This is a genomic window from Serratia sp. CY56464 (genome assembly GCF_052168435.1).
Lineage (GTDB): Bacteria > Pseudomonadota > Gammaproteobacteria > Enterobacterales > Enterobacteriaceae > Serratia > Serratia marcescens.
In genome coordinates this window covers 467,763-486,215 of record NZ_JBJNMV010000001.1, presented here as the reverse complement: position 1 = coordinate 486,215, position 18,453 = coordinate 467,763, and the positions used below count along the sequence as shown (strand labels likewise).

Annotated in this window: 13 protein-coding genes, 2 tRNA genes, 1 pseudogene and 1 riboswitch; of the genes and pseudogenes, 10 read left to right on the top strand and 6 right to left on the bottom strand. The window is 61.9% G+C overall.

Annotation, left to right across the window (positions count from 1 at the left end; translation table 11 throughout):
• Window positions 1-85 precede the first annotated feature (85 nt).
• The 3 genes and pseudogenes from ACJ8KE_RS02310 (at window position 86) to ACJ8KE_RS02300 (ending at window position 6,185) form a co-directional block, all read left to right on the top strand.
• Window positions 86-1,982, top strand: a pseudogene (locus ACJ8KE_RS02310) (bifunctional sugar phosphate isomerase/epimerase/4-hydroxyphenylpyruvate dioxygenase family protein).
• Window positions 1,983-2,237: 255 nt separating this feature from the next.
• Window positions 2,238-3,614 (top strand): MFS transporter, encoded by a 1,377-nt coding sequence (locus ACJ8KE_RS02305; RefSeq protein WP_079451545.1) that lies wholly within the window; start codon window positions 2,238-2,240, stop codon window positions 3,612-3,614.
• Between the two features lie 201 nt (window positions 3,615-3,815).
• The gene (locus tag ACJ8KE_RS02300; protein ID WP_282676948.1) at window positions 3,816-6,185 is read left to right on the top strand and encodes a membrane-bound PQQ-dependent dehydrogenase, glucose/quinate/shikimate family; all 2,370 of its coding nucleotides are present in this window, start codon (window positions 3,816-3,818) and stop codon (window positions 6,183-6,185) included.
• Window positions 6,186-6,421: 236 nt separating this feature from the next.
• On the opposite strand, the gene ACJ8KE_RS02295 is transcribed toward ACJ8KE_RS02300, so the two are convergent.
• Window positions 6,422-6,511: transfer RNA gene (locus tag ACJ8KE_RS02295), tRNA-Ser, on the bottom strand.
• Between the two features lie 92 nt (window positions 6,512-6,603).
• On the opposite strand from ACJ8KE_RS02295, the gene mtfA reads away from it, so the two are divergent.
• Together mtfA and ACJ8KE_RS02285 are read left to right on the top strand one after the other, a co-directional pair.
• Entirely contained in the window at window positions 6,604-7,404 is an 801-nt protein-coding gene (mtfA, locus tag ACJ8KE_RS02290; RefSeq protein ID WP_048795162.1) for a DgsA anti-repressor MtfA, read from the top strand.
• 99 nt (window positions 7,405-7,503) lie between these two features.
• Window positions 7,504-7,579, top strand: a tRNA-Asn gene (locus tag ACJ8KE_RS02285).
• Window positions 7,580-7,633: 54 nt separating this feature from the next.
• On the opposite strand, the gene gap is transcribed toward ACJ8KE_RS02285, so the two are convergent.
• The 4 genes from gap to ACJ8KE_RS02265 form a co-directional block, all read right to left on the bottom strand.
• A complete protein-coding gene (gene gap, locus ACJ8KE_RS02280) occupies window positions 7,634-8,644 on the bottom strand; it encodes a type I glyceraldehyde-3-phosphate dehydrogenase (RefSeq protein ID WP_016927129.1) in 1,011 nt (336 codons plus the stop codon).
• Between the two features lie 78 nt (window positions 8,645-8,722).
• Window positions 8,723-9,697 carry a GlxA family transcriptional regulator gene (locus tag ACJ8KE_RS02275; RefSeq protein WP_115436733.1) on the bottom strand — a complete coding sequence of 325 codons (975 nt, stop codon included), beginning with the start codon at window positions 9,695-9,697 and terminating at the stop codon, window positions 8,723-8,725.
• Window positions 9,698-9,823: 126 nt separating this feature from the next.
• The gene (locus ACJ8KE_RS02270; protein ID WP_079449896.1) at window positions 9,824-10,558 is read right to left on the bottom strand and encodes an SDR family NAD(P)-dependent oxidoreductase; all 735 of its coding nucleotides are present in this window, start codon (window positions 10,556-10,558) and stop codon (window positions 9,824-9,826) included.
• A gap of 13 nt (window positions 10,559-10,571) precedes the next feature.
• Entirely contained in the window at window positions 10,572-11,594 is a 1,023-nt protein-coding gene (locus tag ACJ8KE_RS02265; protein ID WP_016927126.1) for an LLM class flavin-dependent oxidoreductase, read from the bottom strand.
• Window positions 11,595-11,743: 149 nt separating this feature from the next.
• Window positions 11,744-11,846: riboswitch (TPP riboswitch) on the top strand.
• 62 nt (window positions 11,847-11,908) lie between these two features.
• Between ACJ8KE_RS02265 and ACJ8KE_RS02260 the strand changes: the two genes are divergently transcribed.
• Genes ACJ8KE_RS02260 through ACJ8KE_RS02245 form a run of 4 tightly spaced genes read left to right on the top strand, consistent with a single transcriptional unit; the run spans window position 11,909 to window position 15,064 of the window.
• A complete protein-coding gene (locus tag ACJ8KE_RS02260) occupies window positions 11,909-12,592 on the top strand; it encodes a TenA family protein (RefSeq protein ID WP_016927125.1) in 684 nt (227 codons plus the stop codon).
• Entirely contained in the window at window positions 12,589-13,329 is a 741-nt protein-coding gene (locus ACJ8KE_RS02255) for an ABC transporter ATP-binding protein (protein ID WP_274872184.1), read from the top strand. The genes ACJ8KE_RS02260 and ACJ8KE_RS02255 overlap by 4 nt, the downstream gene beginning before the upstream one ends.
• Window positions 13,326-14,093 carry an ABC transporter permease gene (locus ACJ8KE_RS02250; RefSeq protein ID WP_079449898.1) on the top strand — a complete coding sequence of 256 codons (768 nt, stop codon included), beginning with the start codon at window positions 13,326-13,328 and terminating at the stop codon, window positions 14,091-14,093. The genes ACJ8KE_RS02255 and ACJ8KE_RS02250 overlap by 4 nt, the downstream gene beginning before the upstream one ends.
• A gap of 35 nt (window positions 14,094-14,128) precedes the next feature.
• Window positions 14,129-15,064 carry an ABC transporter substrate-binding protein gene (locus tag ACJ8KE_RS02245; protein WP_442517083.1) on the top strand — a complete coding sequence of 312 codons (936 nt, stop codon included), beginning with the start codon at window positions 14,129-14,131 and terminating at the stop codon, window positions 15,062-15,064.
• Here ACJ8KE_RS02245 and ACJ8KE_RS02240 read toward each other — a convergent pair whose 3' ends face one another.
• Window positions 15,065-15,805, bottom strand: a complete 741-nt coding sequence (locus tag ACJ8KE_RS02240; RefSeq protein ID WP_016927121.1) for a transporter substrate-binding domain-containing protein — start codon at window positions 15,803-15,805, stop codon at window positions 15,065-15,067. It abuts the gene before it with no gap.
• Window positions 15,806-16,088: 283 nt separating this feature from the next.
• Here ACJ8KE_RS02240 and opgB point away from each other — a divergent pair, with 283 nt between their 5' ends.
• Window positions 16,089-18,392 (top strand): phosphatidylglycerol--membrane-oligosaccharide glycerophosphotransferase, encoded by a 2,304-nt coding sequence (gene opgB, locus ACJ8KE_RS02235; protein ID WP_079449900.1) that lies wholly within the window; start codon window positions 16,089-16,091, stop codon window positions 18,390-18,392.
• The last annotated feature ends 61 nt before the right edge of the window (window positions 18,393-18,453 follow it).

Here is an 18,453-nt window from a genome sequence, read left to right as displayed (position 1 = left end):
ACATGATTCAATTCCCGTCGGTGGTCCGCCTCGCTGCTGAATGGTCGCTTTCAGGTCATCCATGACCGCTTAACTGGAGGCAATGATGAAACGTTCTATCGCGACGGTCTCGGTATCGGGTTCGCTGCCGGAAAAACTGCGGGCTATCGCCGCCGCAGGCTTTGATGGCGTCGAAATTTTCGATAACGATCTGGTCTACTACCCCGGCTCACCGGCGGAAATCCGTGAGTTGTGCGCCGAACTGGGCCTGGAAATTTTACTGTTCCAACCGTTTCGGGACTTCGAAGGAGGCTCGCGCGAAACGCTGGCGCAGAACCTTTCCCGCGCGGCGCGCAAGTTCGAAGTCATGCAGCAACTGGGCTGTTCTCGCATGCTGCTCTGCAGCAATGTCTCGCCCGACAGCAGCGAAGACATGGCCACGCAAGTGAGCGATTTGCGCGCGTTGGCGGAGTTGGCCGCCGAGTATGATATTACTGTCGGTTATGAAGCGCTGGCCTGGGGACGTCACGTGAATATGTGGCGCGACGCCTGGGCGCGCGTGAAGGCCGTAGATCATCCGGCGTTGGGGATCATTCTCGATAGTTTTCATATCCTGTCGCGCGGCGATAACCTCGATGGCCTCGAGGACGTGCCGCCCGAAAAAATCGTGTTTGTCCAACTGGCGGACGCCCCGCTGTTGAAGATGGATGTGCTCGCCTGGAGTCGCCATTTCCGCTGCTTCCCCGGCCAAGGGGAGCTGAATCTGACCCAGTTCATGACCCAACTTTCCGCGCATGGCTATCGCGGCGCCTGGTCGCTGGAGATATTTAACGATGGTTTCCGCGCCTCGCCGGTGCTCCCCACGGCCCAGGACGGTTTCCGATCGTTGTTGTGGCTGGAGGAGCAAACCTATGACTGGTTGGCCAAACAGCCTCTGCTGCCCAACGCCATGGCCTCGCTCATGGAACGTTCCTTATTCCATTCGCAGCCGCATCCGCCCTTGCTGGCGCTGGAGTTTATCGAATTTGCCGTCTCGCACAACGACGGGCTGGCGATGGGCCAATGGCTGACGCAGCTGGGATTGGTTCACGCCGGCGAGCACCGCTCCAAAAGCGTCGCCCTCTATCGCAACGGCAAAGTGAATGTCATTCTGAATGCCCAGCCGGAAAGTCAGGCCAGCGGCTATTATCACCTGCACGGCATTTCCCTGTGCGCCGTGGCGTGGCGGGTGCGCGGCGTAGCGCGTTTACTGCAACGGGCGCAAGACTACGGGTACGCCATCTGGCAAGGAGAAACCGGCCCCAACGAGCGGCAAATCCCCGCGCTGTGCGCACCGGACGGCAGCCTGATTTATCTGGTGGAAGCGGACGAAGATCCCAAGAACGATATTTATCACGCTGATTTTCATCTGACTCATCGCAGCGCGGCCGCCGCCCGCGCTGCAAAGCATCGATCACCTGGCGATTGCGCTGGCGGATGAATCGAGCGGCAACTGGATCATGTTCCTGCGCAGCGTGCCGGGTTTTGTGCAGGACAACGAGTGGGAATTGCCCGATCCGCTGGGTTTGGTTCGCAGCCGCGTCTTGCGCAGCCCCAACGACGCCATCCGGCTGCCGCTGAATATGTCGGTGAGCAGGGAAACGCAAATCGCCCAGGCGCTAACCGCCTATCAGGGCGCAGGCTTGCAGCACGTCGCCTTTGGCTGCGAGGATCTGTTCAGCATGGTGAAAGCGGCGCAGGCGCGCGGATTAAAAACGCTGCGTATTCCCGATAACTACTATCACGATCTCAGAGCGCGTTTCGATCTCGACCCCGCTTTCCTCTCACAGCTGCAAGCGGGCAATGTGCTCTACGATCGAGACGATCAGGGCGGTGAATTGCTGCATGTCTACACCGTGCCCTATGAAAAAGGCCGCTTCTTCTTCGAACTTCTGGAACGCCGAGGCGGCTACCGCGGCTTTGGGGCCGCCAACGCCCCGGTTCGGCTCACCGCCATGCATTAATCGCGCGGGCCATCAAGGCCCGCCTGTTCTTCCATCTTACTGAAAAGGTTAATGATCGCGCTCACACTCTCAGTGGCCTCCGGCACTGCCATTCTCACGGCAATCCCTTTTCATAACATAAAGTTAACACTGCCTCGTCACTCACCGCCGGCTCAATTGTCCGATAAACGCACATTTTTTCGATTATCGCCGTTTAACGTCCGCCCAGGGGCTGCTTATAGTGATGACACTCAACTACTGCACCGGGAGCCCCCCATGTCGGGAAACAACGCAATCAATGTTCGGGCGCTGATCGACGACCGCCCGTTAGGCAAATGGCAAAAGATGATCGTGCTGCTCGGCTTTTGCATCATTGCTCTGGATGGATTCGATATCGTTATCATGGGATTTATTGCGCCAGAGCTTAAGGCGGATTGGCAAATCACTAACCGCGAACTGGGGCTGGTGATCAGCGCGGCGCTGATTGGCCTGTCGCTGGGCGCGATGCTATCCGGACCATTGTCAGACAGATTCGGCCGCAAAGTCGTCATCATCAACAGCGTATTCTTTTTTGGCGTTTGGACGCTGGTGACGGCGTTTTCTCAAAATATGGAGCAGATGATGTTATTTCGCCTGCTCACCGGATTGGGGCTCGGCGCCGCCATGCCGAATGTCGGCACCCTGGTGGCGGAGTTCGCGCCCGCCCGACGCCGCGCTTTCTTGATTACCGTGGTTTTCTGCGGCTTCACCTTTGGCGCCGCCTTGGGCGGATTCGCCGCGTCCTGGCTGATGCCGCGCTTCGGCTGGCATGCCGTGCTGCTGCTTGGCGGGATCTTGCCCCTGCTGTTCGCGCCCGTGCTGATGGCGGCGTTACCCGAATCGGTGTGTTTCCTGGTGGCGAAACGGGCAGATCAGGGCGGCATTCAGCGCATTCTGGCGAAACTGGCGCCCGATCGCGATTTTCGACATTCTACCGTTGTTCTGCCCCCGCCGGGCCAGGTCTGCACTCATCCGGTTAAACTGGTAGTGAGCGCACGGTACCGCTTCGGCAGTTTAATGCTGTGGGGCGCGTATTTTAGCGCGCTGTTTCTGTACTACACCTTAGGCAGTTGGCTGCCACTGCTGATTAAAGACAGCGGTTTCAACATCGCGCAAGCGGCGGTCATCACCGCGCTATTTCAGGCGGGCGGGACATTAGGATCGCTATTTTCCGGGTGGGTGATGGACAGATCCGAACCACATCGCGCGTTGGCGTCGATTTATGGGTTGGGGGCGCTGTTCACTCTGCTGATGGGGATGGCAATGGGTTACCCCCTCCTGATGGGCGGCTGCGCGATGGCCATCGGGTTCTGCATCGGGGGCGCCAACACCGGCATGAACGCGTTGTCGGCCAGCTTTTACCCCACCGAAGCGCGAGCCACCGGCTCCAGCTGGATGCACGGCATCGGCCGTTTGGGCGCTATCTTAAGCGCGCTGGCCGGGGCTGAAATGCTGGCGCTCGGTTGGAGCTTCAGCACCATTTTCGCCGTCCTGGCGCTTCCCGCCCTGCTGACGGTGGCGATGATCGTCGCTAAACGGCGTCATCAGGCGCGTCAAGCGACAGAGCATCAATATACCGCCTGCTTTGACGCGCGTTCAAATGACATTCGCTGAACGCACGGATTAGCGCCGCGTTTGAAGAACGAGAGATAGGAGAGCAAGGATGACATTCCCTCACGTCCTTTCTTCGAAACACACGCATTCCGGCTGCAAGCGCGCGACGCCTGAGCCGGAAGACACCCTACCATCTGACTAAAAACGCCACCTCATTCCCCCAATTTGACAACCTCAGAGAAAAGTCACTAAGGAGTTCATATGCAAAAAGCGCATAGGACACGGGACGGGAAAAAATACCTCCTGTGGTTTCTTGCCGGGCTGATGTTCATCATCGGTCTGGCTATCTGCCTTCTCGGCGCCAGATTGGCCTTCGTCGGCGGAACGTTTTATTTCTTGGCGATGGGTCTGGCGATGATTATAGCCGCCAGCCTGATTGCTCGCCGTCGTCGCAGCGGCATAATCCTGTACGCGCTCGCCTTCACCGTCTCCCTGTTTTGGGCCATTGCCGATGCCGGCTGGCATTACTGGCCGCTGTTCTCGCGCCTTTTCACCCTCGGTGTTTTAGCGTTTCTTTGCGCTATCGCCTGGCCATTAATGCCCGGTCATTCGATCAACAAAGGCCCAGCTTTCAGTTTAGCGGCGTTCCTCGCCATCGGACTGGGAGTCAGCTTCGGATGGATGTTCAGTTTCCAACCTCTGGTCAGCGCGACGAAAACCATCCCCGTGTTTCCGGTAACCGCCGGCAAGCAACAGAAGAATTGGGAACACTGGGGAAATACCCCTTACGGCGATCGCTTCGCCGCACTTGACCAAATAAACAAGCAGAACGTTTCCCGATTGCAGGTGGCCTGGACAGCCCATACCGGCGATATCCCCGCGAGCAAAGGTTCTGGTGCGGAAGATCAGAATACACCCTTGCAGATCGGCGACACGCTGTATGTCTGTACTCCATACAGTAAAGTGTTGGCTTTAGATGTGGATAACGGAAAAGAAAAATGGCGTTTCGATCCGCAAGCCGCCTCGCCGAACTGGCAGCGCTGCCGGGGCCTGGGTTACTACGAGAATCACGCCACACCAGCGGTAACAACCCCGAGTCGCCCACCCGCGCTCTGTTCGCGCCGTTTGTTCCTGCCCACGATTGATGCCCGACTCATCGCCCTTGATGCCGACACGGGGAAATTGTGCGACGCCTTTGGCGATCGCGGTACCGTCGATCTCGGTAGTGGCATGGGCGAAATCAAACCGGGCTATTATCAACAAACCTCCACGCCGCTGGTAGCCGGAGACGTCGTCGTCGTGGGGGGACGCGTAGCGGATAACTTTTCCACTGACGAACCTCCCGGCGTTGTTCGAGCTTATGATGTCCACTCCGGCAACCTCGTGTGGGCCTGGGATCCTGGCAATCCTGAACTGCGCGGCCTGCCGCCGGAGGGGCAAACCTATACTCGCGGTACACCGAATGTCTGGTCAGCCATGTCCTATGACAAACAATTGAACTTAATCTATTTACCCACAGGCAACGCGACACCTGACTTTTTCGGTGGCACTCGTAGCGCACTGGACGATAAATACAGCTCCGCCGTTGTCGCCATAGACGCCGCTACCGGTAAAGTGCGCTGGCACTACCAGACCACACACCACGATTTGTGGGACTTCGATCTGCCATCACAGCCACTCTTGTTCGATTTGCCGAACGGCAAAGGTGGCATTACGCCGGTTCTGGTGCAAACCAGCAAGCAGGGCATGATTTTCATGCTCAACCGTGTAAACGGCGAACCCGTCGCGCAAGTTGAGGAACGCCCTGTACCGGCGGGGATCATCAAGGGTGAACGCTATTCCCCCACCCAGCCGTACTCAGTGGGAATGCCAATGATGGGCAATGAACAATTGAAAGAGTCGGATATGTGGGGCGCAACGCTGATTGACCTGCTGCTATGCCGTATTCAGTTTAAAGAAATGCGCTATCAGGGCATTTTCACCCCACCGGGTGAAGACCGCGCCCTTCAATACCCAGGATCTCTGGGGGGGATGAACTGGGGCAGCGTCTCCGTGGATCCACACAATAACCTGATGTTCGTCAATGATATGCGCCTGGGATTGGCACATTATCTGGTGCCGAGGAATAAGGTTCCAACCAACGCCAGCGGCATAGAAATGGGAATAGTCCCGATGGAAGGCACCCCGTTCGGGGCCATGCGAGAACGGTTCCTCTCCCCGTTGGGGATCCCCTGCCAGAAACCGCCGTTCGGCACGATGTCCGCCGTAGACCTGACTAGCGGCAAATTGGTGTGGCAGGTCCCTGTAGGGACAGTCGAAGATACTGGGCCGCTTGGCATCAGCATGCGGATGCCTATCCCTATCGGCATGCCAACGCTGGGCGCGTCGCTGTCGACACAGTCAGGTCTCCTGTTTTTCGCCGGCACGCAGGATTTCTATTTACGCGCCTTTGATACCGCCAACGGTAAAGAGATTTGGAAGTCGCGCTTGCCGGTAGGTAGCCAATCCGGCCCGATGACTTACCTCTCGCCGAAAACCGGCAAACAGTACATTGTCATCAATGCGGGGGGCGCACGCCAATCACCGATGCGCGGTGACTACATTATCGCTTATGCGCTACCGGACAAGTAATTCGGTATGAGAAATATCAGGCAAACACGGGGTTTACAGTGTGAGTAAATCCCATAACCAACGGGCGGCGTCAAACCCGCCCTCTCGCTCGCAACATGACAACAGTAAGACGAAAAGACGTTTTGATAAGCGTCGGCAAAGAGTCAGGACAGAGGAAAACAGACGGCAAACGGCCAGAGCTGAGATTTTACTGTGATGGGGATCGTTGAAAGATTCATTCGTAAGTGATTGAATAGTGGCGGAGAGAGGGGGATTTGAACCCCCGGTAGAGTTGCCCCTACTCCAGTTTTCGAGACTGGTCCGTTCAGCCGCTCCGGCATCTCTCCTGACAACGCTTGCTATCATGCCCGCTTTTGCGGCATTTTTACAGCATTAGCATACCGCTGAACGTTCAAGTGACGACTTTACGAGCAACCTGATGATTAAATGGCCGTGGAAAGCGACTCAACCCTCTCAACCCCAGGCAGACATCGAGGCCCAGTGGCAGGACGCGCTGGCGATCCCGCTGCTCTCGCCGCTGAATGAGCAGGAGCGGCAGCGGCTGGTGGCCGTCGCCGGGCAGATCTTGCAGCAAAAGCGCATCGTGCCGCTGCAGGGGCTGCAGCTCACCTCGCAAATGCAGGCGCGCATCGCCCTGCTGTTCGCCTTGCCGGTGCTGGAACTCGGCGCGGAGTGTCTCGACGGCTTCAACGAAATTCTGCTCTACCCCACCCCGTTCGTGGTGGAAGACGAATGGCAGGACGAGATCGGTCTGGTGCACTCGGGGCCGGTGGTGCAGTCGGGCCAAAGCTGGGAACAGGGGCCGATCGTGCTCAACTGGCAAGACGTGCAGGACTCTTTCGACCTTTCCGGTTTCAATCTGGTGATCCACGAAGCGGTGCACAAGCTGGATATGCGCAACGGCGGCGTCGCCACCGGCGTGCCGCCGATCCCGCTGCGCGAGGTGGCCGCCTGGGAACATGATCTGCACGCCGCGATGGAAAGCCTGCAGGACGAGATCGACATGGTCGGCGAAGAGGCCGCCAGCATGGATGCCTACGCCGCCACCGATGCGGCCGAGTGCTTCGCCGTGCTGTCGGAGTATTTCTTCAGCGCTCCCGAACTGCTGGCCGAACGCTTCCCGGCGCTGTATCAGCACTTTTGCCGCTTCTACCGCCAGGATCCGCTGGCGCGCCTGCTGCGCGGCCAGGCGGAAAACGACGCGCAATGGGCTGATTGACGAGCTTATTGCTCAGATACCGAGCAGTCGCACCGCCCGGGGCAATTTAGCGTTGACACACCCGGGGCCGCTGGATATCATGCGCCCCGTTCACACGATTCCTCTGTAGTTCAGTCGGTAGAACGGCGGACTGTTAATCCGTATGTCACTGGTTCGAGTCCAGTCAGAGGAGCCATATTTAGAGAAGCCCGCTTAAGGAAACTTAAGCGGGCTTTTTGCTGTTGGGCGTTTACAGCCCGCGTTGTTCCATCAGCAGCGCCAGATCGACCAAGCGGTTGGAGAAGCCCCACTCGTTGTCATACCAGGCGAGCACTTTCACCAGGTTGCCGCCGATCACCAGCGTGGACAGGCCGTCGATGATCGACGAACGCGCATCGCCCCGATAGTCGCTCGACACCAGCGGTTCATCGCTGTACCCCAGGATCCCTTTCAGCGGGCCGGACGCCGCCGCCGCGCGGAAAGCGGCGTTGATCTCCTCCACCGTAGCCGGGCGTTTCAGCGTCACCGTCAGATCGACGATGGAAACCACCGGCACCGGCACCCGCAGCGAATAACCGGTCAGGCGGCCGTCCAGTTCGGGGATCACCTTGCCGAGCGCCTTGGCCGCGCCGCTGGAGTAAGGCACGATCGATTCCGCCGCCGCCCGCGCGCCGCGCAGATCTTTTTCCGGCTGATCGTGCAACGCCTGGCTGTTGGTATAGGCATGCGTGGTATTCATCAACCCGTATTCGATGCCGAACGCCTGATGCAATACCTGCGCGGCGGGCGCCAGCCCGTTGGTGGTGCAGCTGCCGTTGCTGACCACCTTATGCAGAGCCGGATCGTAGAGGTGATCGTTAACCCCCATCACCAGCGTAATGTCGTCATTCTTGGCCGGCGCCGAGATAATCACCCGCTTGGCGCCGCCGTGCGTGATGTGCACTTCCGCCTTGGCCTTGTCGGTAAAGAAGCCCGTCGCTTCGATCACCACGTCAACGCCCGCGCTGCGCCAGGGGATCTCGGCGGGATCGCGCTGCGAAAACACCTGAATCGGCCGGCCGTCCAGCAGCAGCTGGTTGTCGCCGGCTTCCACCCTGGCCGCCAGCGTGCCGGAAAGCGTGTCGTATTTCAGCAGGTGCGCCAGCGTCTTGCTGTCCGTCAGATCGTTGATCGCCACCACTTCAAAATCGCTGCGCCCCAGCGCCGCGCGCAGCACGTTGCGCCCGATCCTGCCGAAGCCGTTAATGCCTACTCTCACCATGATGCACTCCTCGTTTTTGGGCTTTGCCTAAAATCTAGCGCCGACCAGAAACGGCGTAAATGACGTTTACCAATCAATTTACGCCAAATTGCGCGCATGAAAGCGCTCGCGGTATTCGCTCGGGGTCAATTGCAGTTTGCGTTCAAACACCCGCCGCAGGTTAAGGCCGTTGCCGAAGCCGGTGGCTAAGGCAATCTGCTCGATGCCTTCCGCGCTCTGTTCGAGGCGCTGCCTGGCGGTATGCAACCGCCCCTCTTCGACGAATTTGGCGGGAGAAATGCCCGTCTCGCGGGTGAACACCCGGGTAAAGTTGCGCGGGCTCATCGCCACGCGCTCGGCCAACCGATCGACGCTGAGATCGTCGGCGAGGTTTTCCAGGATCCAGGATTGCAGGTCACGGATCGGCCCCGGCGATTTGGCCTGGTTGAGCGGATAGCGGCTGAACTGCGCCTGCCCGCCGGGGCGACGCAGAAACATCACCAGATCCTGCGCCACTTCGCGCGCCTGCACGAAGCCGTAATCATCCTCCACCAGCGCCAGCGTCAGATCGAAGCCGGAGCTGACGCCGCCGGAGGTCCAGATCGGCCCGTCCTGCACGTAGATTGGGCCGTTTTCGACCTGCACTCGCGGGAAGCGCGCCCGCAGCGTCTCCGCCAGCCGCCAGTGGGTGGTCGCCCGCCGCCCGTCCAGCAACCCAGCTTCGGCCAGCAGCAGAGCCCCGCCGCAAACCGAAGCGATACGGCGCGCCTGCGGCGCCGCGCGACGCAGCCAATCGGCGACCAGGGCGCCCTCTTCTTCGGTCGCCCCCTTGCCGGCGACGATCACGGTATCGCGCGGCTGGGCCGGATCGAGATCCGCCAGGCGATGATCGGCCAACAGGCTCAGCCCGGACAGGCCGTGCACCACCCGGTGAGATTGCGTGGTGGCGACCGCGATCTGATACAGCGGCGTCTCGGCAGGGCTCAGGCGATTAGCCTGCATCAGGATATCGGCGATGCCCGCCGCTTCGAACAGCATGCCCCCTTCAGGGACGATAATCAGGAATGAGTGCATGGCGATAATATAAATAACAATCAAAACAGGCCAGGCGACCACTGTATAAGAAAAGCCCCGTCGGTTCACCCTGCAGGCATAAAAAAGCCCGCCGATAATCACCGGCGGGCCAGGAAGGAACGGCCATCAAGCCTGCGGCAGGTGCGCCCCGCCGGCGCGCGCCAATTGCGCCAACAGCGCCGTTTGAAACGCCTCATCGTGCACCGCCGCGTGAGGTTCAAGCCGCTGCTGGTGGTGCCAATAGCCGCCGGACGCCAGGGCCTGCGGTTCATCGCTGGTCACCAACCACGCCTGCGTCACATGCCCCAGCGCCAGATCGTCGGGCGCGTCCGCGCCGCCCATTTTGGTCGGCACCCAACCGGGATCGACCGCGCTGCTGATCACGTCAGGCCACAGGCGCGCCACGGCGGCGGCCAGCGCGGTGACGAACAGCTTGCTGTCCGAATAAGAACCGCCAGCGCCGCCAAGCCAATCCACGCCGTTCAGTTCCGCCACGCCGTCAAAATGCATGCTGCTGCTCAGGTAGACGACACGCTTGGGGCGTTCGATCAGGGCCGTCAGCAGGTAGGGCGCCATGACGTTCACCGGCATCACCTGCGGCCCGGTAAACATGCCGGCATTGTGGATCACCGCGTCCGGGCGGCCGAGGCGATTGACCTGCTCGGCAAGCTGCCGGATCTGCTGCACATCGGACAGATCGCCGATCGCCGCCTGCGCGCCCCGATCCAGCAAATCGCGCACCGCGGCCAAACGGCCAGGCTCACGCGCATGCAGGATCACCTGATGCCCTTCGTCCAACAGCGTTTGCGCGGCGGCGCGGCCCAGCCCGTCAACCGAGCCGGTAATGAAAATGCGTGACATGCCACTCCTCCGTTTAGCGCCAGCCGAGCGCCGGCGCGACATGGGTTAAAATCGATTCGATGACGTGCGCGTTGTAATCCACGCCCAGTTGGTTAGGCACGGTCAGCAGCAAGGTATCCGCTTCGGCGATGGCCTCGTCCTGCGCCAGCTGCTCGATCAGCACATCCGGCTCAGCGGCATAGCTGCGGCCGAAGATCGCCCGGGTCTGCGCGTCGATATACCCCAGCTGATCGCCCTCCTTGCCGCCGCCGCCGAAGTAGTTGCGATCCCGCTGATCCACCAGCGCGAAGATGCTGCGGCTCACGGAAACCCGCGGCTCGCGCGCATGGCCCGCCTCTTGCCAGGCCGCGCGATAGGCGCGGATCTGCTTGGCCTGCTGGATGTGGAAGGGCTCGCCGGTCTCGTCGTTCTTGAGCGTCGAGCTTTGCAGATGCATGCCCAGCTTCGCCGCCCAGACAGCGGTGGCGTTCGAACCGGCGCCCCACCAGATGCGATCGCGCAGCCCGGCGGAAAACGGCTCCGGCCGCAGCAGCCCAGGCGGATTCGGGAACATCGGCTGCGGATTGGGTTCGGCGAACCCTTCACCGCGCAGCGCTTCCAGGAACACTTCGGTATGGCGGCGGGCCATGTCCGCGTCGGTCTCGCCGTCGGCCGGGGCATAGCCGAAATAACGCCAGCCGTCGATCACCTGCTCCGGCGAACCGCGGCTGATGCCGAGCTGCAGCCGCCCGCCGGCGATCAGATCCGCCGCGCCGGCGTCCTCCACCATGTACAGCGGGTTTTCATAACGCATGTCGATCACACCGGTGCCGATCTCGATGCGTTGGGTTTTGGCGCCGATGGCGGCCAACAGCGGGAACGGCGATCCCAGCTGGCGCGCGAAGTGGTGCACGCGAAAATAGGCGCCGTCCGCCCCCAGATCTTCGGCGGCGACCGCCAGATCGATGGACTGCAGCAGCGCATCCGCTGCGGAACGGGTGCCGGACTGGGCGGAAGGCGACCAGTGGCCAAACGAGAGAAAACCAATTTTTTTCATCGGGCATCATCCTCAGAGGCAAAACATGGGCCTACAGTGACAAAAACCGCGCGCTCTGCGCCAGCAAAATCGCCCCCGATCGCACTAAACGAACCGATTGCCGCCGCGCCGCCCGGCGATTGTAATCAAAAAACAAATGTCGTATAACAAGCAGCTCCGAGGGGTGTCCTGTTACGGGCTGAGATGGCGCAAGCCGAACCCTTTGAACCTGATCTGGGTCATGCCAGCGAAGGGACGGTTAGGCAACAACGCGATCACCCGTTGCCTGTTCATACCCCAGCGTGCCCGGATCTCCACTGACTCAAGGAGGTCCCATGTCCATCACTACCCTGTTCGAAAGCGGTCTTTACGGCCGGCTGCGCCACCATGCCGGCAGCCACTGGCAAGATTACGTCGATCATCCGTTTCTGCAGCAGCTGGCCGCCGGCACCTTGCCTGAACGCGCTTTTCGCCGCTACCTGACCCAGGACTATCTGTTTCTGCTGCACTTCGCCCGCGCCTACGCGCTGCTGGTCAGCAAGCTGCGCACCCTGCCGGAGATGCGCGCCGCCACCGCCTCGCTCAACGGCATCGTCGCCGAACTGCCGCTGCACGTGGCCTACTGCGCCGAATGGGGGCTGAACGAAGCGCAGATCGCCGCCCAGCCGGAAGCGGCGGAAACCATGAACTACACCCGTTACGTGCTGGATATCGGCCATGCCGGCGACGCCCTCGATCTGCTGGCCGGCCTGCTGCCCTGCGTGGCCGGCTATGCCGAAATCGGCCTGCGGCTGCTGCACGATCCCGCCACTCAGATGGAGGGCAATCCTTACGCCTCCTGGATCCGCAACTACGGCGACGAGGGCTATCTGGCCGGCGTGCGCGCCGCCATCGAACTGCTGGAAACCGTTGGTCAGCAGCGCGGCGCACAGGGCCGCTTCACCGAGCTGGCGCAGATTTTCACCACCGCCACCCAGCTGGAGTCGGCATTTTGGCAAATGGGGCTGAACGCCTCATGACCTCCCCGCGTCTCCCGCCTGGCATCCAGGTGCGGGATCTCAGCCTGCATTTCGGTCAGCAAATCGTCTTCGACCGGCTGAGCTTCGACATCGCCGGCGGCAGCTTCGTCGCCCTGCTCGGCGCCAGCGGCGCCGGCAAAACCAGCCTGCTGAAGATCATCGCCGGCCTGGCGCAGGCCAGTTCGGGTACGGTGATCGGCAGCGACGGTTTGCCGATCGCCGGGCGCATCGCCTACATGGGGCAAAAAGACCTGCTCTACCCGTGGCTGACCGTCGAAGAGAACGTCGCCCTCGGCTCGCGGCTGCGCGGCGAGACGCCGGACCGGGCGTGGGTGGCGCATCTGCTGGAGCGCGTAGGCCTGGCCGCGCATGGCCACAGCCTGCCCGCCGCGCTGTCCGGCGGCATGCGCCAGCGCGCCGCCATCGCCCGCACGCTCTACGAACGCCAGCCAATCGTACTGATGGACGAACCCTTTTCCGCGCTGGACGCCATCACCCGCGCCGAGATCCAGAGCCTGGCCGCCGAGCTGCTGGCGCAAAACACCGTGCTGCTGATCACCCACGACCCGATGGAAGCCTGCCGCCTGAGCCACCGGCTGCTGGTGCTGTCGCCCTGGCCGCTGGGCCTCGACGATACTCACCGCATCAGCGGGCAACCGCCGCGCGCGCCGGATGACGCCGACCTGCTGAAAAGCCAGGCCGAGCTGCTGCAACAGCTGGTGAGGGCCGCGCAATGAAGATTGCCAAAGAGCGTGGCCTCACCCGCCTGCGGCGTGGGCTGACGGTGTTTGCCGGCCTGCTGCTGCTGTGGTGGCTGGCGGCGCAAAGCGGCATTCCGGCCTTTCTGCTGCCCACGCCGGGCGCGGTGGCGCAGGCGCTGTGGGACGGGCGCGGCTATCTCGCCTGGCACACGCTGGTCACGGCTTCGGAGATCGTCAGCGGGCTGGTGCTGGGCGTGCTGCTCGGCGCGGCGCTGGCGCTGTGCATGATCTTCTCGCCGCGACTGCAGCGCTGGCTGATGCCGCTGGTGCTCACCAGCCAGGCGATACCGGTGTTCGCCCTGGCGCCACTGCTGGTGCTGTGGTTCGGCTTCGGCATGAGCGCCAAGGTGGCGATGGCGGTGCTGGTGATTTTCTTCCCGGTGGTGTCGGCCTTTTTCGACGGGCTGCGCCGGGTCAACAACGACTATCTCGATCTGGCGCGCACGATGCGCGCTTCGCGCTGGGCGCAGCTGCGGCACGTGCGGCTGATGGCGGCGCTGCCGGCCTTCGGCTCCGGCCTGCGCATGGCCGCCGCGGTCGCGCCGATCGGCGCCATCATCGGCGAATGGGTCGGCTCGGCCGAAGGGCTGGGCTACGTGATGCTGAACGCCAACGCGCGCATGCAGACCGACGTCTGCTTCGCCGCGCTGTTTATTTTGGTGCTGATGACCGTGCTGCTGTGGGCCGCGGTGGATGCGCTGCTGCGGCGCCTGATCGCCTGGGCGCCGGAAAACGACTGATGATTGCAACCATAACCAGGGATAAAGGAACGACCATGATCAAACAAACCGTTTGCGGGCTGCTGCTGGGCGCCGCCATCACCGGCCAGGCAGGCGCGGCCGAAAAGCTGACGCTGGTGCTCGACTGGTACATCAACCCGGATCACGCGCCGATTATGGTGGCCGAGCAGATCGGCGCCTTCAAGGCCGCAGGGCTGGACATCAAGATCGTGCCGCCGTCCGATCCGGCGCTGCCGCCGCGGCTGGTGGCCGCCAAACAGGCCGACCTTGCCATCACCTATCAACCGCAGCTGCATTTCTTCGTCGATCAGGGCCTGCCGCTGATGCGCGTCGGCACGCTGATCAACACGCCGTTGAATACGGTGATCGCGCTGGATAAAAACATCACCTCGCCGGCGGATCTCAAGGGCAAAACGGTAGGTTACTCGGTCAGCGGCATCGAACAGGCGACGCTGGCCACCATGGTCGAACACGAGCGCCTCAAGCCGCAGGACATCAAGCTTATCAACGTCAACTTCCAGCTGACCAGCGCCCTGCTGGCGGGCCAGGTCGATGCGGTGATCGGCGGCTACCGCAACATCGAAGCGCTGGAGCTGAAGCTGCAGGGCAAGACGCCGGTGGTGTTCAACGTCGAAGATTACGGCGTGCCGGCCTATGACGAGCTGATCATCGTCGCCAACCGCGATGCGGTGAACGAGCCGAAAATCCGCAAGTTCCTCGCCGCGTTGAAGCAAGGCAGCGACTACCTGCATGCGCACCCGCAGGACACCTGGCTGGCGTTCGCCAAGGCGCACCCGGAGCTGAATACCGAGCTGAACAAACAGGCGTGGCAAGCCAGCCTGCCGCTGTTCGCGCGCGATCCGGCCAAGTTGGATCGCGCCCGCTACCAGGCTTACGAACAGTTCCTGTTCGACAACAAGCTGATCAAGAAAATCACCCCGGTGGAACAGTACGCGGTGGAGCTCGACTGATCATGCCGAGGCGGCCGGCGGCGCCACCGTCACCTCGCCCTGGCCACTGCGCTGCAAGGCCGCCTTCACCAACCCGTTGGCCTTGCAGCGTTCGATAAACGCGTTCACGTAGGCGGCGCCCTGCGTTTTTTGCCGCGGCACCGCCATCGCCTGGCGGATAGCGGTAAAATGCCCGTCCAGCACCCGGTAGCCGGGATGGGCGGCCGCGGCGGCCAACAGCGGTTGACGCACGCCGGCCGCCGCCTCCAGCCCCCGTTCGAAAAACAGCGCGATCGCCTCGGCGGAGGTTGCCGCCCGCACCAGCTGCGCCTGCTGCAGCGTGCGCGATAAAAACAGATCGTACGCCGCCCCCTGGCCGACCGCGATGCGCACCTCCGGCCGGTCGAGCTGCGCCGCCTCAAAGTAAGGCGCGTCGTTCGCCACCAGGTAAGTCCCCTCGATGATCACGTAGGGTTCGCTGAAAGCGATTTGCGCCGCGCGCACCGGCTCGATAGCCATAAACGCCAGGTTCCAGGCGCCGCTGTCCAGGTCGGCGAACACCTTGCCCGCCGCGTCATAGGTGACCAGTTCGAGCGCCACGCCCAGTTCGCGAGCCAGCGCGGCGGCCAGCTCCACCGAAGCGCCTTGCGGTTTACCGCCGGCCCCGGCCTGCGCCAGCACCGGATTGCCGTAGTTGATCGCCGCGCGCAACACGCCTTGCGGGGCCAGATCGTCGAGTACCGCTGCGGGGATTGTCTGCATACTTCCTCCTGAATGGCTGATGGGCGCACCGTCCGGCGCTCATTAAGCGTAGAGCGAAACCTCCGACCAGCAAGCTTTCGCCGCCGCGGCCGCCGTCGGCGTGATTAACGTCACACTATTGTCATAAAAATGTACAATAGCCGCCGTTCGTCGGCCGTAGCGGGAGATCGCGCGTTGTTCCGCCGCCGGCAATAGGCTATACCCTTCACTTTTCGCGCCGCGGCACGGTCGGCGGCGCAGACCAGGGCAGCAACGTTTTTTCCAATCAGACAAGGTTTGGCGGATGGTTTTAGCAGTCGTTTCTTTTGTTCTCTTTTTGGCGTCGATTTTGATTTATCGCACCCGGGCCGCCGCCAACCGCTGGTGGTTCGCCATTCTGCTGACGCTGCTCGGCAGCTATCTGGTGCTGAACGTCATCCTGATCGCCAGCAACTACTTTACCGGCGACGGCATCACCGATGCGGTGATCTACACCGTCACCAGCAGCCTCAAAGGCGCGGGCATCAGCAAATACGTGCTGCCTTTCATCGGCCTGCTGGCGGCGTTGGGGCTTATCTTCGCGGTGCTCGCCCGCAGCCTGCTGCGCCGCAAAGCCAAAGGCAGCAGCGTGGCCTACAGCCTCGTCGCCGTGCTGCTGGCGCTGTTTTCGGTCGGCACCACCCCGGCATTTCAGGACATCTCGCTGCTGGTCAAGAGCCAGATCGTCGGCGATACCGCCGATTTCACCACTTACTACAAAGCGCCGAAAAAAACCGTACAGGGCAAGCGGCCGAACCTGGTGTACATCTATGCCGAGAGCCTGGAACGCACCTACTTCGATACCGAGCTGTTTCCCGGCCTGACCGACGAGCTGAACGCCCTGCGCGCGGACAGCATCGATTTCAGCAATACCCAGCAATTGCCGGGCACCGGCTACACCATCGCCGGCATGGTCGCCTCACAGTGCGGCATTCCGCTGTTCGCGCCCTTCGACGGCAACGCCTCCAGCGCGGTCTCCACCTTCTACCCGGAGAACGTCTGCCTGGGCGACGTGCTGAAGGCCGCCGGCTACAGCAACTATTTCTATCAGGGCGCCGAGCTGGCGTTCGCCGGTAAAGACACCTTCCTGAAATCCCACGGCTTCGACCACGTTTACGGCTTCAAAGAGCTGCGCGAACAGGTCGCCGATCCGAGCTACAAAAACGACTGGGGCTGGTACGACGACAGCGTGCTGGACGTGGTGTACGGCAAGTTCGTCGAGCTGTCCAAACAGCGCCAGCCGTTCTCGCTGTTCACCCTGACCGTCGATACCCATCACCCGGACGGTTTTATCTCCGCCGGCTGCAGCAAGAAAAGCTACGCCTGGCAGAACAAGGAAAACCGCTCGCTGAGCGCGGTAGCCTGCAGCCAGCAACACATCGCCGCGCTGATCGACAAAATCAAACGCTCGCCCTATTTCAGCAACACCGTGATCGTGGTGTCCTCCGATCATCTGGCGATGAACAACACCGCCTACGACATCCTGACCAAACAGAAGCGCCGCAATCTGTTCTTCATCATCGACGGCACCCGGCCGCTGGCGGAACAGCGCAACGAGAAACGCAGCACGCTGGACAACGGCGCCACGGTGCTGGACGTGATGGGCGGCGACAATTACATCGGCCTTGGCCGCAGCAGCCTGTCGGCGCCGTCGCTGTCTACGGTGTTCCTGAATATCGAAGAGAAGATCAACGGTTGGAAACCGGCGGTGATCAACCAGTGGGGCCTGCCGAACCGCATCAGCGACTACAGCGTGGACACGCGCCAGCGCAGCTTCAGCTTCTCCGGCGTCACCTACAAGGTGCCGTTCATCCTGCGGGTGGGCGATAACCGCATCGAACCGATGTTCAACGTCTACCTCTCCACCCCGCTGCGCAAACAGCTGGCCGGACTGGGGGCGGGGGAGAAATTCGTCTGGGTCGATAAATGCTACGAGATCGGCCGGGTCTGGGCGCCGCAGCTGGCGCTGAGCACCGACATCTGCGTGGCCTCCGGCACCCTCGCCTCGCCGCCGCAGATCGCGCAGGCCAGCGGCGAACGCTTCAACGGCAAGGTGAACTTCACCGGCCCGGCGGCGGACAGCGTCGCCGATTACCAAAACGCCGTCGCCCGCCTGCAGGTGGACGACGCGGCGGTGAAATACCGGGCGGACGCCATCGAGTTCATGCTGCCCGGCATGCCGGAACAGGTGAAGGCCATCACCGGCGTCTCCGCCGTCGAGGAATGGGGCCGCTGGTCCGACGCCAATCTGGCGCCGGCGGTCGACATCGATTACGTCGACCCGCTGCCGAAAAGCTTCGATCTGGTGCTGCGCGCCCGCGCCTACGGCAACAACGTCGGCGAACCGATTTCGGTGCGCGTCGGCGACGAAGAGCGCTTCGTGTCGCTCGGCGAACAGGACAGCACCGTCACCCTGCGCTTCGATAACCCGCGCGGCGCGCAGAAGATCAGCATTACCCCGCCGGCGCCGACCGAGCCGAAAGAGAACGCCAGCGGCGGCTTCACGCCGAAGAAGCTGGGCATCGGCCTGGTGTCGCTGAAGGTCGAAGCGGCCGCTCCCGCCTCCTGATCCCCCCGCCTTCACGGGCGCGGTAATTTCTTTGCCGCGCCCGTCATTTCGACCAAGCTTT